This is a genomic window from Bacillus cereus group sp. BfR-BA-01381, assembly GCF_022663555.1.
Lineage (GTDB): Bacteria > Bacillota > Bacilli > Bacillales > Bacillaceae_G > Bacillus_A > Bacillus_A pacificus.
Genome location: NZ_JAKUFR010000016.1, coordinates 1 through 15,770 on the forward strand (window position 1 = coordinate 1; position 15,770 = coordinate 15,770).

Below are 15,770 nucleotides of genomic sequence, written 5' to 3' on the forward strand. Positions count from 1 at the left end.
GTCTGTTAGGGAAGAATTCGCATTTTTTACAGAAACTTCGTTTTGTCCAGAAAAATTTCTTTTCAAAGCGTATGCATTTTGTAACGAAAGTACAATGTTTTCTGCGAGTACGTTTTGTAACTAAAACGCATTCTTTTCTACGCGTTACTTTCGTAACAAACGTCCATTTTTGAACACGTACACGAGTACATTTTGTAACAAATGTCCATTTTTTTACATGCGTACATTTTGTAACGAACGTACAATGTTTCACGCGAGTACATCTTGTTCTTGGACATTTACCCCCAGTTGTACATTTACATCCAGTTGTACAATTATGATGAGTGAATTTATCATCATCGCATTCAAAAGTACTTGGATCTTGGTGTAAGAAATCCTCCATCCCAGCACTTTTGATTTCCTCGACAGCTTTTCTAATATCACGTTTCATAGAAATCCTCCTTATCATGTATTCAGGTGAAAAGGTATTCTTTTTCCTTAACAGGATATGTATGTAGGTATATTTCTGAACAGGACAAGAGTGTAATTTTATATAAATGGTTGATAGTGGAGGTATGGACAAGGCGGAGTGCATACATTGAATGAAGAGAACTGAGAAGGGATGTGAAAATATGCTACCTTCATATGATTTTTTTATTCATCCAATGAACCTGGTGGAATTGAAAAAAGAAATTTGGTCAGATAATCCAGTGCCAGCAAAATTAACTTATGGAAAAAAGAAGTATGACATTGATATCGTATACCGAGGGGCTCATATTCGTGAATTTGAGAAAAAGTCTTATCATGTTATGTTTTATAAACCGAAAAAATTTCAAGGTGCGAAGGAGTTTCATTTAAACTCTGAGTTTATGGATCCGTCTCTCATACGAAATAAATTGTCTTTAGATTTTTTTCATGATATTGGTGTACTTTCACCGAAATCACAACATGTATTTATAAAAATTAATGGTCAAATTCAAGGTGTATATTTACAATTAGAATCAGTAGATGAAAACTTTTTGAAAAATAGAGGATTACCGAGTGGCTCTATTTATTATGCGATAGATGATGATGCAAATTTCTCTTTAATGAGTGAGAGAGATAAAGATGTTAAGACCGAGCTTTTTGCGGGTTATGAATTTAAATATTCGAATGAAAATAGTGAAGAACAATTGAGTGAATTTGTATTTCAAGCAAATACTTTGTCAAGGGAATCTTATGAAAAAGAAATTGGGAAGTTTTTGCATGTTGATAAATATTTACGATGGTTAGCTGGCGTTATTTTTACACAAAACTTTGATGGTTTTGTTCATAACTATGCACTATATCATAATGATGAAACAAATTTATTTGAAGTGATACCGTGGGATTATGATGCGACTTGGGGGCGAGATGTACAAGGGAGACCACTTAATCATGAATATATTCGTATTCAAGGTTATAACACGTTAAGTGCAAGATTGTTAGATATACCTGTATTTAGAAAGCAATACCGAGGTATTTTGGAAGAAATATTAGAAGAACAATTTACTGTTTCATTTATGATGCCGAAAGTAGAAAGTTTGTGTGAGTCGATTCGTCCTTATTTACTACAAGATCCATATATGAAAGAAAAATTAGAAATATTTGATCAAGAAGCTGATATGATTGAGGAATATATAAATAAAAGAAGAAAGTATATACAAGATCATTTACATGAATTGGATTAATTTTGAAAGAGATTGGAACATTATCAATCTCTTTTTTTGTATAATAAAGATGTATTGGTAGAATTGGCTTAATATACACTTAAATAAAGGATGGAGATGTGGAAACATGACGGTAAAATGGATTGATTGGGTAAAACAAATACAATCTATAGCTCAAGCGGGTTTAACGTATTCTAAGGATGTGTATGATATAGAACGTTTCCAACAATTACGGGATATTTCCATTTCGATGATGTCACATTATACAAAGACAGATTGGGAAGTTGTAGAGAAGCTATTTGCAAGCGAGACAGGCTATCAAACACCTAAAGTCGATATAAGAGCAGTCGTTTTTCAAAGTGAAAAGTTATTATTTGTGAAAGAAAAAAGTGATGGGAAATGGGCATTGCCAGGTGGATGGGCTGATATCGGTTATACGCCGACAGAAGTAGCAGCAAAAGAGGTTTTCGAAGAGACAGGTTATGAGGTAGGTCATTTTAAGTTACTCGCTATATTTGATAAAGAAAAACATCAACCATCGCCTTCAGCAACGCATGTATATAAAATTTTTATTGGCTGTAAAATTATTGGTGGTGAAAAGAAAACTAGTATTGAAACAGATGATGTGGAGTTTTTTGGTGAGGATGAATTGCCTAATTTATCGATTGCTAGAAATACAGAAGAGCAAATTAAACAAATGTTTGCCTACATAAAAGAACCTCAGAAAGAAATAGTAATAGATTAATAATGCTTATGCCGATAATAATGTTGGAATGAAGATATTGGCAGAATGCAACCTTTATGTAATAATGGGATGGTATGTGAAGAAAAAAGGAGATAGAAAATGAAATGTTAGCAAATATAATAGAACAGTTATTGCAGTTCTTTGCAAGCTTAGGTTATTTTGGGGTAGCGCTCGGTTTAATGATTGAAATTATCCCAAGTGAAATTGTACTTTCATATGCCGGTTTTTTAGTGGCAGAGGAGAAAATTAGTTTTGTTGGTGCTGTTATTGCAGGAACGATCGGTGGTACGCTAGCACAGATTTTTTTATACTGGCTTGGATACTACGGAGGACGTCCAGTTGTAGAGAAATATGGGAAATATCTGCTTATTAATAAACACCATTTAGACATAGCGGAAAATTGGTTTAAGCGTTACGGAGCAGGAGTAATCTTTTCGGCACGTTTTATCCCAGTCGTACGTCATGCAATTTCTATTCCAGCAGGATTAGCTAAGATGCCATTAAAACTATTCACACTGTATACAGTAGTTGCGATTATTCCGTGGTCAATACTATTTATATATTTAGGTGAAAAGCTTGGTGGAAATTGGCGACATATTAAAGAATATGCATCTGATTACACACATTACATAATTATAGGAGCGATTCTCTTTATTGCTCTATACTTCGGTTTAAAGTATTTCAAAAAGAAAAAAGCAGCGCGTTAAAGTCAATGATTTTTCATTGGCTTTTTTTACTTGTTTCGGTTCTAAAAAAAAAGAGTTGTCCATAATGTGTAATAATAAAGTGTAGCGGGGGAATGTGATGAAAGGGTCACCGTTTATACGTGGAACGATATTTTTAACAATGGCAACGATGATATCTAAAATGTTAGGGTTTATATATGTTATACCATTTACAGCTATGGTCGGTACGAGTGGATACGTTTTATACACGTATGCTTATCGTCCATATACAATTATGCTCAGCATTGCGACGATGGGACTACCACTTGCAGTTTCAAAGATGGTATCAAAATATGATCAACTAAATGATTATCATACGGTTAAGAGAGTGCTGAAAAGTGGAATTGTTTTTATGTTTATAATGGGAATTATTTCGTGTTTTACGTTGTATATGCTAGCTCCGCATTTGGCTAAACTTGTAATCGATGGAAATGATCAAACGGGGAATAGTATAGCGGCGGTCACTACTAATATTCAAATTGTAAGTTTTGCGTTAATACTTGTACCAGTCATGAGTTTATTAAGGGGCTTTTTTCAAGGGTTCCAATCGATGGGGCCTTCTGCTCTAAGTGTAGTTGTAGAGCAATTTTTTCGGGTATTAACCATTTTGATAGGAAGCTTTGTCGTTATATATATTTTAAAAGCTTCTATCTCACTAGCTGTTGGTATTTCAACATTCGGTGCTTTTATGGGAGCGATAGGTGGACTAACTGTTTTAAGTGCGTATTACATAAGGAGGAGAAAGCACTTAAAGAAAAAAGAAATGGCAAGTATACCACAAACAACGAAATCTTTTTTCTCACTCTATAAGGAGCTCTTTACATATTCAATACCATTTGTTGTGGTTGGTTTAGCAATTCCGTTGTATCAGACGATTGACACATTTACAATTAATAAATTGCTTATACAAATGGGATATATGCAAGGAGAAGCAGAGAAGATTAATGCAATAATTGGACTTGTTCAGATGGTTGTACTTATCCCAGTTTCCGTTGCGACTGCTTTTAGTATGTCACTCGTACCTGAGATGACAAAAGCTTATACAGCAGGAAATGTGAAGTTACTGTACAAACATTTTACGAGGACAAATCTATTAGTAGTAGGTATTACGGTACCAGCGGCGATTGGAATGATGATGTTAGCAAAACCGGTATATACTCTTTTATTCGGTGCCGGAAATGATCCAGAGATGGGAAGTATTATTTTACAGTATTACGCTCCTGCCTGTATACTATTTTCGCTTTTTACAGTAACAGCTGCGATGCTCCAAGGAATCAATCAGCAACAGAAAACGGTGCTAGGGTTAGTGATTGGCATTATTGTAAAGATAGTTTTAAATATTGTATTGCTTCCGTATTTCGATTATGTAAGTTTTATTATTTCAACATACGCTGGTTACACGATTTCAGTTGGCTTTAACTTGTGGATGCTTTCTAAATATGTTATAAAGGCAACATAAGCTTTTTAAGGCAGAGAGCGCTCTGTCTTTTTCTTTGTTTAAAATATTTTTCTTGTAAAAACGTTTTCAAAATAATTTTTCTATTGAAATTTAAACGCATGTTTCATATGCTGAGAATGGCGGTTCAAAAACTGTTATGTAAGAGAGGTAGATTCCTACATGTAAAAAGAATCGGGGTGATAGTATGTTAAATATTTATTTAACAGACCGAAACGGAAAACTACAAGAGATTGAGGAAATGCAAAAGGGTTGCTGGATTAATGTACTTCATCCAACGGAAGAAGAAATTCAATATCTAGTACAAACTTTAAATGTAGACTTAGATTTCATTAAAGACCCTTTAGATGACGAAGAACGTTCTCGTATTGAAAAGGAAGACAGTAATACTTTAATAATCGTGGATATTCCAACAGTTAGACATGATGAAGAAGGAAATTCGATTTATGACACGATTCCAATAGGTATGATTGTTATGCCAGATTGTTTTGTGACAATTTGTTTAGAGGAAAACCCAATATTTGAACGTTTTATTAATCAACGTATTAAAGAATTTTATACGTTTAAAAAGACACGATTTGCACTTCAGCTCTTATATACGATTTCTACTTATTATTTAAGATACTTAAAGCAAATTAACAGAAAAACAATTGATTTAGAGCATCAATTAAATCAGTCGATGAAAAATAAAGAGATTTTCACATTGCTAGGTCTTGAAAAAAGTTTAGTTTACTTTACAACATCATTAAAGGCGAATAAAATCGTAATTCAAAAGTTAATGCGTAACAGTACATTTTTAAAAATGTATGAAGACGATCAAGATTTATTAGAAGATGTATTAATTGAAAATAAACAGGCTATTGAAATGGCGGAAATATATAGTCACATTTTAAGTGGAATGATGAATACTTTTAGTTCCGTTATATCAAATAACTTAAATAGTGTTATGAAACTGTTAACGTCTATTACAATCATTTTATCGTTACCAACGATGGTTTCTAGTTTCTTTGGAATGAACGTAAAAGTTCCGTTTGAAGGGGAAGCGCACGGTTTTGTAATTGTACTTATAATATGTGTAACACTATCTTTCACATTAGCATTTGTTTTTTGGAAGAAACGTTACTTTTAACGATAAGAAAGCTGCTCTAGCATAGTTATATAACTGCGCTAGAGCAGCTTTTTTGCTATGAAATCGAAAGTTTTGAATAGAATATAGCTTATGAAATGTAATGTATATGATAGAGGGGAATTTCGTATAAGTCTTGTTCAATTAATGAAATAGGGTTAAAATTACATATTGTTAATGAAAAGTTGGAGGAAATACATCATGGAATTGTTTCAATTACCGAAAGCATTCCTGCAAATGAATACAATCTTTATCTCCATATTGATCGAAGCACTTCCTTTTGTGCTCATTGGTGTATTTATTTCAGGATTCATTCAAATGTTTGTTACAGAAGATATGGTAGCAAAATGGATGCCGAAAAACCGATTTCTGTCTGTTTTAATGGCTACTTTTTTAGGGATGATGTTTCCGGGCTGTGAATGTGGAATCGTTCCGATTGTAAGACGATTAATCGGAAAAGGGGTTCCGCCATATGCTGGGATTGCATTTATGTTAACAGGACCAATTATTAATCCAGTCGTATTATTTGCAACATACGTTGCCTTTGGAAGTAGTATGCACATGGTATGGTATCGTTCTATTGTAGCGATTATCGTAGCAATTATCGTTGGAATTATATTATCATTTATGTTTAAAGAACATCAATTACGAGATGATCACTTCCCAGAAGTGAATCATAAGCGTCCATTACGTAAAAAAATGTGGGATGTATGTACGCATGCTGTTGAGGAATTTTTCTCGATGGGGAAATATTTAGTATTAGGTGCGTTAATTGCAGCAGCAGTTCAAACGTTCGTACAAACTTCAACACTTCTTGCTATAGGACAAGGTCCGTTTTCTTCACCAGCTGTTATGATGGGACTTGCTTACATTTTATCACTTTGTTCAGAAGCAGATGCATTTATTGCTTCGTCATTCCAAAGTACATTTTCAACAGCATCACTTGTCGCGTTCCTCGTATATGGACCGATGGTGGATATTAAAAATATGTTTATGATGCTTGCGACATTTAAAACAAAATTTGTAATTGTCGTTACAGTTACAGTTACACTTGTTGTTTATGCAAGCTCACTACTCATTTATGCGATGGGGTGGTAGGTTATGTTTCGAGCATATATATTATTAGGTTTTACAATCTTAATCGCGCAGCTTCATATTTCAGGTAATATTACGAAGTATATTAATATGAAGTATGCCTACTTATCAAAAACAGCAGCTATTATATTAGGTTTTTTAACTGTTGTTCAAATTATAATCGTTTTCCAAAAAGAACATCAGAAAGAACAAGGAAAACAGGATTGTAGTTGTGATCATAGCCATTGCGGACATGACCATTCAAGAGATGAGAACACATGGTGGAAAAAAGTATTTTCATACACATTGTTTTGTTTTCCAATTGTCTCAGGATTGTTTTTCCCGATTGCAACGTTAGATTCAGATATTGTTAAGGCGAAAGGATTTCATTTTCCTGTTGCGCAAGCGGAAAGTACAGATCCATTTATGAGAAGGCAATTCTTAAGGCCTGACACGAGTATATATTACGGAAAAGAAGGATACCGTGGTGTAATGGAAAAAGGAAAGAAAGAGTTTGTAACGAAAGATAGTGTTACTTTAAATGATGAGAACTTCCTAAAAGGTATGGAAACAATTTATAATTACCCTGGCGAGTTTACTGGGAAAAAGTTATCTTTTAAAGGGTTTGTTTTCAAAGATGATTCTTCTAAAAAAGAACAGTATTTCTTATTCCGTTTCGGTATTATACATTGTGTAGCAGATTCTGGTGTATATGGTATGTTAGTGAAAAAGCCAGAAGGAGTAGAATGGAACAATGATGATTGGATTCAAGTTGAAGGAGAAATATCAACGGAATTTTATCAGCCATTCCATGCGAACATTCCTGTTTTAGAAGTAACGAAATGGAATAAAGTTGAACAACCGAAAGAGCAATATGTATTTAGAGGAGCCGATTGATAACATCGGTTCTTTTTTATGGACTAAAGGTTCTGAATGTTGTTAATATTAAACAGGTAGTAGTAATAAGCTCATATTGTTCTAGTGTTAATAGGGAAGGGAACTTGTGCCGAACTTCTTTGCTCTAATCAAATTTTGTGGTGGGAGTCTTAATGTCTGCAAATAGCGGATTAAATAATCAAAGAGGTGATACAATGACTGAAGTAAAAGGAAAAACAGCTAATGAGTCTAGAGTGTTTAAAACGAGCCGCGTATTTCCAACAGATTTAAACGATCATAATACGCTATTTGGTGGAAAGATATTAGCCGAGATGGATATGGTTGCTTCCATTTCAGCAACGAGGCATGCAAGGAAAGAATGTGTCACAGCATCTATGGATTGGGTAGATTTCTTACATCCTGTTCGCTCTTCAGATTGTGTTAGTTATGAATCTTTTGTAATTTGGACGGGTAGAACTTCTATGGAAGTATTTGTGAAGGTAGTAGCAGAAGATTTAATTTCAGGTGAGAAACGTATCGCAGCAACATCATTTGTTACTTTCGTTGCACTTAGTAAGGATAATAATCCAGTTCCAGTTCCTCGAGTAATTCCTGAAACAGAAGAAGAGAAAGAATTACATCGCATTGCTGTGTTGCGTGCAGAACAACGTCATATACGTAAGGCGGAGAGTAAGAAAGTAGCCACATTATTAACTTTTTGAGTTGAATATTAAGTCGTTAAAGGTATTATAACGGACTGAAATGTTTTTCATATGAAAAGCGGACACCTAACAATAGGTGTCCGCTTTTATAGTTTTTTCATCCACATATCATATGACTGTAACTACTTAGCAGAAGCAAGCAGCACCGACGATGATTAAGAGGATAAATAATACGACTAATAGCGCGAATCCATTACCATGTGCGAAGCCCATTGTTATTTCCTCCTTTTATTTTAAGATACAACATACAATATGCAAATGAGCTATCGTTTGATATGGACATATATCATGCAATGACATATTTTCTTGAATGATATTGTATAAAAAAAGGGAAGATATAGAAATAACAGTAAGTGGAGAAAGGAAAATATCCATGAAACACTTTTTCGTTGTAATCCTTTGTGTAATAGGTGTATTCATTTGGATGAACATCGATGTGGAAATGGGGAAAAAAATGGCTAGTGAATATGAAGTAGGACAAGTTCGATTAGGTGAATTTCAACTGTATACGAACGGTGAAGAGTTATATACGAAAGTATTTGAGGATATACGTAAGGCGGAGAAGTACATATATATCCATTTTTATATTGTAGGTAAAGATGAAATAAGCAAAGAGTTTTTGCAGTTGCTTGAGAAAAAAGCATCTAGCGGAGTAGAAGTGAAATTGTCAGTCGATCGAATAGGTGGATATAAGCTGAAGAAAAAGACAATTCGTCAACTACAAAGCAACGGTGTCCAGTTTACGTTTAGTAAAAAACCTAAATTGAAACATTTATTCTATTCGTTGCATCAGCGAAACCATAGACGAATTGTTACGATAGACGGAAAAGTGTCATATATCGGCGGCTTTAACATCGGAAAGGAATACCTTGGACAAGATCCGAAATTTGGCCCGTGGCGTGATTATCATGTGCGAGTCATTGGGAATGGTGCCACGGATATGGAAAGACAATTTGCTGCTGACTGGAAAGAAGATACAGGAGAAAAAATGCCTGTACATGAAAGTCTACCTGCAATTGGGAATGTAAAATATCAATATTTATTTTCAGATGGAAAAGGGTTATGGGAAAAATATGGAGAGCTTTTAAAGCAGGCTAAAAAGTCTTTAATTATTGCTACACCATATTTTGTACCAAGTAAAGAAATGATGAAAGAGTTAAAAGGTGCATTAAACCGCGGTGTCAATGTGAAAATTCTCGTACCATTTAAAAGTGATGCAGTATTGTTAAAACAAGCTGCCTACCCGTATTTGAGAGAGATGAACCATGCTGGAGCGGAGATTTATCAATATCGGAATGGTTTTTTTCACGGGAAAGTAACAATCATTGATGGAGAAATTGTTGATATAGGTACAGCGAATTTTGATAATAGAAGTTTTTATTTAAATTGTGAATCTAATTGTGTTGTATATGATAAAACAGTTGTTGCTGACCTATGGGATCGACTAAAAGAAGACTTCCATAAATCAAAAAGATTTTCGGAAGAAGATTTTGAGAAAATTAGTAAATGGGATTGGTTTTTAGCAAGAATAGCAAATGTTATAGCATCATATTTATAGCATATAGACAAAAAGTAGGGAGGCACTTTCATGGATTGTATGAAAGAATTGATGAGGTATAGTTATATGCTTATATATAAGGTTGGGGAGTATACAGGACAGGTAAGAGACGAAGAATTAAAGGAGCTATTACAGCATCATTTACCATATATGTTGCAAGCATATAATGAACAAGTGAATTTTCAAGAAGGAGAGAACGTACAGCATATAACTTGTGAACCAATTTCATTTCATTTTCATGAAATGGAAAAGGAAACTGATAGTAAATATACAGGTGATATTTATATTGCAACTTGTTATATTTCGCATTTGAAACGGTTAGCGTTAAAGTTTGCTCAAGTGGCAGTTGAAGTTGCAAATCCAGAATTTCGCTCGTTTTTAGAAAACTGCTTCCTGAAAATGAATCGTTATGCCTATAGTGTATGGCAATATGTCGTGAAGAAAGAGTATAAGATTAAACATGTATATGAAAAGGAGAAGTTTGCATAAGAAACTAAGGCGGAAAGATAGGCGCCTTAGTTTTTTACTTTTTGTGGAGAAAAAATGACTATATGTACATATCTATTATCAGAAAATTTACAAATATTTACCGTTTATTTACTATTTTTCAATCTTTCCTTTAAAAATAGAGAGTAATATGGGATTGTACATATTCTATCAAAAGGAGGAAACGCAAATGAACAAATGGGTTAAATCATTAACTGCTATGGCACTTGCAAGTTCTTTATTAATGGTAGGTTGTAGTAAAGGTGAGGACAAGAAGAAAGAAGACGATACAACAACACAACAAGAGGATAAAAAGGATAAAGAAACAAGTGGAACTGAGAAGTCTACGGATTCTAAAGAAAAGAAATAATGTAATAATAGAGCTTCCTCTTTTATGTGAGGAAGCTTTTTTGTTGTAAATTGATTGAGATTATTGAAAAATAGAGAAAGAATGAAAGAGGGGGAAAACAAATGAAAGAGGGGGAAAACAAATGAAAGTATGTATATTGGGAGCAACAGGGCGAGTAGGTTCAAACATAATTAAATTAGCATTAAAAGATTCAGCAGAAGTGAATGCATTAGCGCGTGATTCAAGTAGAGTAGAAATAAATCATGAAAGATTACGAGTTATAGAAGGTAATGTATTAAATGAAAATGATATAAAGAAAGCGATAGAAGGAAGCGATATAGTAATTAGTGCACTTGGAACGGATCAAAATGGGACGTTAGCGAAGAGTATGCCACAAATTATAAAGAAAATGGAAGAAGAAGGAGTTCGTAAAATCATTACAATAGGAACAGCCGGTATTTTACAAGCAAGAACAAATCTAAATTTATATCGTTTTCAATCAACGGAATCAAAGAGAAAGTCGACAACAGCAGCAGAAGATCATTTAGCTGCATATAAGATACTTAGTAGTAGTAATTTATGCTGGACGGTCGTTTGTCCGACGCATTTAATTGACGGTGATGTGACAGGTATATATCGAACTGAAAAAGATGTATTACCAGAAGGAGGAGCAAAAATAACAGTTGGTGATACAGCGCAATTTACGTGGAATCTATGTAGTAAAAACAAATATGAGAATAGCCGAGTAGGGATTTCCTATTAAAAAACCATCCCGAAATTGGGATGGTTAAAAGACGATATAACATACAAATATAATAATCATAATGATTTGGAGAATGGCTTTCGCTACTGTACTGCTTAAAAAACCAACTACAGTAGCAACTCCTACTAGAAAGGCGTCTTTTGGCGCTTTTTTATGCATGAGTTCTGTAATAAATACCGATAAGAACGGTATGATAATTAAACCGAATGGTGGGAAAAAGAAAGATCCGACGATGATAGAAATCATACCGACACGTTCTCCCCATTTAGAACTTCCGTATTTTTTTAAGAAATATCCATTTGCAATAAAATCAGCAACGAAAATGAATAGTGTGAAAATGACTTGAATAATCCAAAAGGAAGTTGTTAGTTCTCCGCCATTTATACCGAAATGGTAAATGAAATATCCAGCCCAGACAGCGAGGATGCCTGGAATGATAGGATAAATAAAGGCGAGAAATGAAACAATGAAACAGGCAATGATACAGATTGTTAATAATACTGTCACTTTATAGCTCCTTTTTTATATCTAATTTATGTACAGCAATTTTTTTGACTTGATGTCCATCAAGTTCTAATGCCTTAAATTGAAAACCGGCATATTCGATGGAGTAGCCAGCTTCAATATTTACGTCAACGGCTTGCGATAATAGCCAGCCTCCGATTGTATCTAAGTCGCTCTCATCAATATGTAAGCCAAACATATCATTTACTTCAGAAATAAGTACTTTTCCATCTAAAACAGTAAGTTTAGGCGTACGCTTTTCAATCATAGGTGATTCATCCGCATCAAACTCATCTTGAATTTCCCCAATGATTTCTTCAAGAATATCTTCCATTGTTAAAAGTCCAGCAGTACCACCATATTCATCCATAACGATTGCCATCTGAACGCGATTTTTTTGTAGATGAACTAACGTTTTGCGAATTGGAACAGTTTCAAATACAGTTAGTACTGGATGTATGTAAGATTCAAGTGGCTTATGAATGCCTTTTGTTTGATCATGAAATACTTCTTTCGTATTGATCATACCGATAATATCATCTTTATCTTTTTCGATGATAGGGTAGCGTGTATACTTTTCAGTTGCGACGATATCCATATTTTCTTCTAACGTATTTTCAGTAGATAAGCAAATCATTTCTGTACGAGGGACCATAATTTCTTTCGCAACTCGGTCGTCAAATTCAAAAATATTATTTACATATTTATATTCGGTTTGATTTATTTCTCCGCTTTTGAAACTTTCACCTAAAATGAGTCGTAGTTCCTCTTCAGAATGGGCAAGTTCATTTTCTTTCGCAGGTTCTAAACCGAGTAGTTTTGTGAAAAAGATAGCAGTACTATTAAGTAACCAAATGAACGGGTACATAATTTTATCAAATAAAATAAGTGGTCGTGCAAACTTAAGTGTGATTGCTTCTGCTTTTTGAATTGCAAAAGACTTTGGAACTAATTCACCTAATACAACATGGAAAAATGTAATCACACTAAAAGCAATAATAAAGGATAAAGTATTTGCCATTGTTCCAGTAATATTAATTTTTTCAAAGAGTGGTCGTAGTAAATGTTCCACAGTCGGTTCACCAAGCCAACCAAGCCCTAAAGAAGTAATTGTAATCCCGAGCTGACAAGCTGATAAATAAACGTCTAAATTGGATATGACACTTCTTGCAGCTAAGGCTTGTTTATTTCCTTCATTTGCAAGCTGATCAATTCGACTTTTTCGTACTTTTACAACAGCGAATTCTGATGCAACGAAAAAGCCGGAAATAAGGATAAGTATAAAGATGAGAAAAATATTTAATATGTCCAAGTGTATTCTCTATTCCGTCGTTTGGAATAAAGATGTCACCTCCTGCAATTATGTTATACTTTTATAATAAATCCAAATGAAAAGAATAGTCAAAGAAAAAGGGTAAATATTGGTATGTTTCTGCAATGGTTTTTGAATTTGCTGTTATTTTGTCCGCTATACAAAAGGAATAACCCCCTACTTTCAGATTCTAGAGGGTTATTTCAAATTAAGGTTTTGGAATACTTCTCGTTAAAGCGTATGATTGTTGTTTAAAATGGTTTGTCGTCCATAGTGTTTGAAGGAATGAGAGTATGCAATACGGGATATACAAAAGCAATAAGCTAATTGTAACAATAATAGGTGCATTTCCGCCGAATTGAACGATAAATTGCAATAGTCCACTTGCGTGAAAAACGCATTCCATAAAAACAAATGAAAGAATAATGGAACCTAAAATAGATTTATGATTCGAGGTAAGCGCAAAAAACAATGTATCTACAAGGAAAGAGGATTGTTTTATTTCATATTCATTTGTATTACTTAAGAAAGGAATCCATTTTTTTATTGCTTGCATAACGATAATCATGGAAGTACTACAAACGATGATAAAAGATGAGTAGTAAGGAATCTTTATAAATTTTGTGATGTATAGGAGTAGTAATAAGACTGCGCATTGTAATAATACAGTACATAAAGAATAAGGAATCCATCTTAATAAAGAAGCGAACTTTTTAACCGATTGAGGTGCTTTAAAAAATAAATGGCCAATCCCTAAGCTGATGAAGAATCCGATCGCAAGAGTAAAGGTAAAACGAACAATCGATAAAAAATATATTTCCCACATGTAAGGGAATAACGGTGTTGATTGATTAGCAGTATGTACCATCTGATTTGCTGAGAAAAAGATAGATTCGTGCATCCAATCAATCTTTGGAATTGTCATCGAATAAAGTTGTGCGAAGTTATGGAAAATGCTTATAAAGCCGGTTATGTATGAGTATTTATGTGTAATGAATAAAGCTGGAATAGGACTAATGATAAATATAATGAGAACACCAACGATAAATTTATATATATGTGAGCGCAATAAAGACATGTAATCACCTACTCTTTGAATATTCAGAAAATTCTTATTCTTATTTTAGCTTTTTTCGCAGTAAGTTACAATATATTTTTCTTAAAGAAGTTTAGTATTGTAGTGGATAGAATTGAATGAAACGTGAATAAATTATGACAAGAAAATGAATAATTTTCAGAAAAATAAAATAAATCATTTATTTTTTTCTGAAAATATAATATAGTTATGGCACAGAAAGTATTTTAACATAAGGAGGCTGTTTATGAGGATTAAAGGGAATTATGTGCCGAAAAGGGAAGTTTTATTTTGCTCAAGTTCAATTACGATAGGGGAAGCACTAGAGCATTTAAATAAAACTGGTTATCGTTGTGTACCAGTTTTAGATGAAAAAAAAGAGAAATATTTAGGGAATATATATAAAGTAGATATTTTAGAATATAAAGGTTCTCTGGAAGAAAATGTATTGCAATTATTAAACGATAAAGAAGGATATGTCAGAGAAGATTCTTCGTTCTTTAAAGTATTTTTTACAATAAAAAAATTACCTTATTTATCAGTAGTTGATGAAAAAGGAGTCTTTCTTGGGATTTTAACGCATAAAAAGGTTTTTGAGCTATTAGAAGATGCCTGGGGCGTTCATTCTAGTAAATATTCTGTCATGATTGGGACACAAGATTATAATGGGGCTATTCAAAAATTATCGACAGTATTAAAAAAATATACAGGTATCCAAAGTTTAATGACTTTTGATAATGATGCCTTATTAGTTCGTAGAATTATGTTTACATTAGGAGAAGAGTTTAACGATGGTGAATTAGAGACGTTATTGAAAGATTTAGAAGATCACGGATTTAGAGTGGTGTATGTGGAAGAGATGAAAAATCCACGTGAAGTTGAAACGATAGAATAATCTGCAAAAGCCGTCTATTATTGGATGGCTTTTGTTATGTTACGTGTATAAAATTATTTGAAAATAATGATAGGATAATAAGTGAGTCTGAAACAATATTTGTGCAAAAGAATAAAAAATGTAGATAATTTTGATTTTCAAAAAAGTCAATTTGAAAATATGTTTTTATTTTTCAACTAAATATGTTACTATATGTGTGATAAAAACAAAGAGGTCTGACAACTATACTCCACGCAATACCACTCTAATGATTTAAAAATTCAAAAAAATCAAAAATCAAAAATTAATAATTAGAGTAAAAATAAGGGGAATGGAGAAATTATGGAGAAAGACACTGCTTTGTAAGGGGCATATTTTATCAGCTTGAGCAGAGAGGAGGATGCATAGCATATTGTGAAATTAGAGATAAACAATGAAAAATTGCTATGCAAATGAAA

The 15,770-nt window shown here is 33.3% G+C and carries 18 protein-coding genes; 13 read left to right on the forward strand and 5 right to left on the reverse strand.

Annotated elements, in window-relative coordinates; genetic code table 11:
* On the reverse strand, positions 1-430 hold a 430-nt coding region (exsB, locus tag MR079_RS07895; RefSeq protein WP_242293817.1), incomplete at its 3' end, for an exosporium protein ExsB.
* A gap of 181 nt (positions 431-611) precedes the next feature.
* On the opposite strand from exsB, the gene cotH reads away from it, so the two are divergent.
* The 8 genes from cotH (at position 612) to MR079_RS07935 (ending at position 8,391) form a co-directional block, all read left to right on the forward strand.
* Positions 612-1,688: a spore coat protein CotH gene (gene cotH, locus MR079_RS07900; RefSeq protein WP_242293818.1), complete on the forward strand. Its 1,077-nt coding sequence runs from the start codon at positions 612-614 to the stop codon at positions 1,686-1,688.
* Positions 1,689-1,794: 106 nt separating this feature from the next.
* Entirely contained in the window at positions 1,795-2,412 is a 618-nt protein-coding gene (locus MR079_RS07905; protein ID WP_000216925.1) for an NUDIX hydrolase N-terminal domain-containing protein, read from the forward strand.
* A gap of 104 nt (positions 2,413-2,516) precedes the next feature.
* Complete coding sequence (gene uptA, locus MR079_RS07910; RefSeq protein ID WP_049113522.1) at positions 2,517-3,119, forward strand: undecaprenyl phosphate transporter UptA; 603 nt, start codon at positions 2,517-2,519, stop codon at positions 3,117-3,119.
* Positions 3,120-3,216: 97 nt separating this feature from the next.
* Positions 3,217-4,596 (forward strand): putative polysaccharide biosynthesis protein, encoded by a 1,380-nt coding sequence (locus tag MR079_RS07915; protein WP_011040245.1) that lies wholly within the window; start codon positions 3,217-3,219, stop codon positions 4,594-4,596.
* 184 nt (positions 4,597-4,780) lie between these two features.
* Positions 4,781-5,722 carry a magnesium transporter CorA family protein gene (locus MR079_RS07920; RefSeq protein ID WP_000932390.1) on the forward strand — a complete coding sequence of 314 codons (942 nt, stop codon included), beginning with the start codon at positions 4,781-4,783 and terminating at the stop codon, positions 5,720-5,722.
* A gap of 198 nt (positions 5,723-5,920) precedes the next feature.
* Complete coding sequence (locus tag MR079_RS07925) at positions 5,921-6,817, forward strand: permease (RefSeq protein WP_000418724.1); 897 nt, start codon at positions 5,921-5,923, stop codon at positions 6,815-6,817.
* 3 nt (positions 6,818-6,820) lie between these two features.
* Positions 6,821-7,690 carry a TIGR03943 family putative permease subunit gene (locus tag MR079_RS07930; protein ID WP_139867535.1) on the forward strand — a complete coding sequence of 290 codons (870 nt, stop codon included), beginning with the start codon at positions 6,821-6,823 and terminating at the stop codon, positions 7,688-7,690.
* A gap of 194 nt (positions 7,691-7,884) precedes the next feature.
* Positions 7,885-8,391 (forward strand): acyl-CoA thioesterase, encoded by a 507-nt coding sequence (locus MR079_RS07935; protein ID WP_000141166.1) that lies wholly within the window; start codon positions 7,885-7,887, stop codon positions 8,389-8,391.
* A gap of 126 nt (positions 8,392-8,517) precedes the next feature.
* Here the strand turns inward: MR079_RS07935 and MR079_RS07940 are convergent, their stop codons facing one another.
* The gene (locus tag MR079_RS07940; RefSeq protein WP_000505094.1) at positions 8,518-8,604 is read right to left on the reverse strand and encodes a YjcZ family sporulation protein; all 87 of its coding nucleotides are present in this window, start codon (positions 8,602-8,604) and stop codon (positions 8,518-8,520) included.
* Positions 8,605-8,764: 160 nt separating this feature from the next.
* On the opposite strand from MR079_RS07940, the gene cls reads away from it, so the two are divergent.
* The 4 genes from cls (at position 8,765) to MR079_RS07960 (ending at position 11,547) form a co-directional block, all read left to right on the forward strand.
* Complete coding sequence (gene cls / locus MR079_RS07945; RefSeq protein ID WP_242293819.1) at positions 8,765-9,949, forward strand: cardiolipin synthase; 1,185 nt, start codon at positions 8,765-8,767, stop codon at positions 9,947-9,949.
* 30 nt (positions 9,950-9,979) lie between these two features.
* Positions 9,980-10,438, forward strand: coding sequence for a spore coat protein (locus tag MR079_RS07950; RefSeq protein ID WP_000340557.1), 459 nt, complete (start codon positions 9,980-9,982; stop codon positions 10,436-10,438).
* A 187-nt stretch (positions 10,439-10,625) separates the two neighbouring features.
* Positions 10,626-10,805: a hypothetical protein gene (locus MR079_RS07955; protein WP_001045960.1), complete on the forward strand. Its 180-nt coding sequence runs from the start codon at positions 10,626-10,628 to the stop codon at positions 10,803-10,805.
* A 121-nt stretch (positions 10,806-10,926) separates the two neighbouring features.
* On the forward strand, positions 10,927-11,547 hold the full coding sequence (locus MR079_RS07960; RefSeq protein WP_139867531.1) for an NAD(P)-dependent oxidoreductase: 621 nt from the start codon (positions 10,927-10,929) through the stop codon (positions 11,545-11,547).
* 24 nt (positions 11,548-11,571) lie between these two features.
* On the opposite strand, the gene MR079_RS07965 is transcribed toward MR079_RS07960, so the two are convergent.
* The 3 genes from MR079_RS07965 to MR079_RS07975 form a co-directional block, all read right to left on the reverse strand.
* A complete protein-coding gene (locus MR079_RS07965; protein ID WP_000217327.1) occupies positions 11,572-12,054 on the reverse strand; it encodes a DUF456 domain-containing protein in 483 nt (160 codons plus the stop codon).
* A gap of 1 nt (position 12,055) precedes the next feature.
* Complete coding sequence (locus tag MR079_RS07970) at positions 12,056-13,363, reverse strand: hemolysin family protein (RefSeq protein WP_000353720.1); 1,308 nt, start codon at positions 13,361-13,363, stop codon at positions 12,056-12,058.
* Positions 13,364-13,571: 208 nt separating this feature from the next.
* Positions 13,572-14,441 (reverse strand): hypothetical protein, encoded by an 870-nt coding sequence (locus tag MR079_RS07975; RefSeq protein ID WP_139867529.1) that lies wholly within the window; start codon positions 14,439-14,441, stop codon positions 13,572-13,574.
* Positions 14,442-14,685: 244 nt separating this feature from the next.
* Here MR079_RS07975 and cbpA point away from each other — a divergent pair, with 244 nt between their 5' ends.
* The gene (cbpA, locus tag MR079_RS07980; protein ID WP_087994535.1) at positions 14,686-15,333 is read left to right on the forward strand and encodes a cyclic di-AMP binding protein CbpA; all 648 of its coding nucleotides are present in this window, start codon (positions 14,686-14,688) and stop codon (positions 15,331-15,333) included.
* The last annotated feature ends 437 nt before the right edge of the window (positions 15,334-15,770 follow it).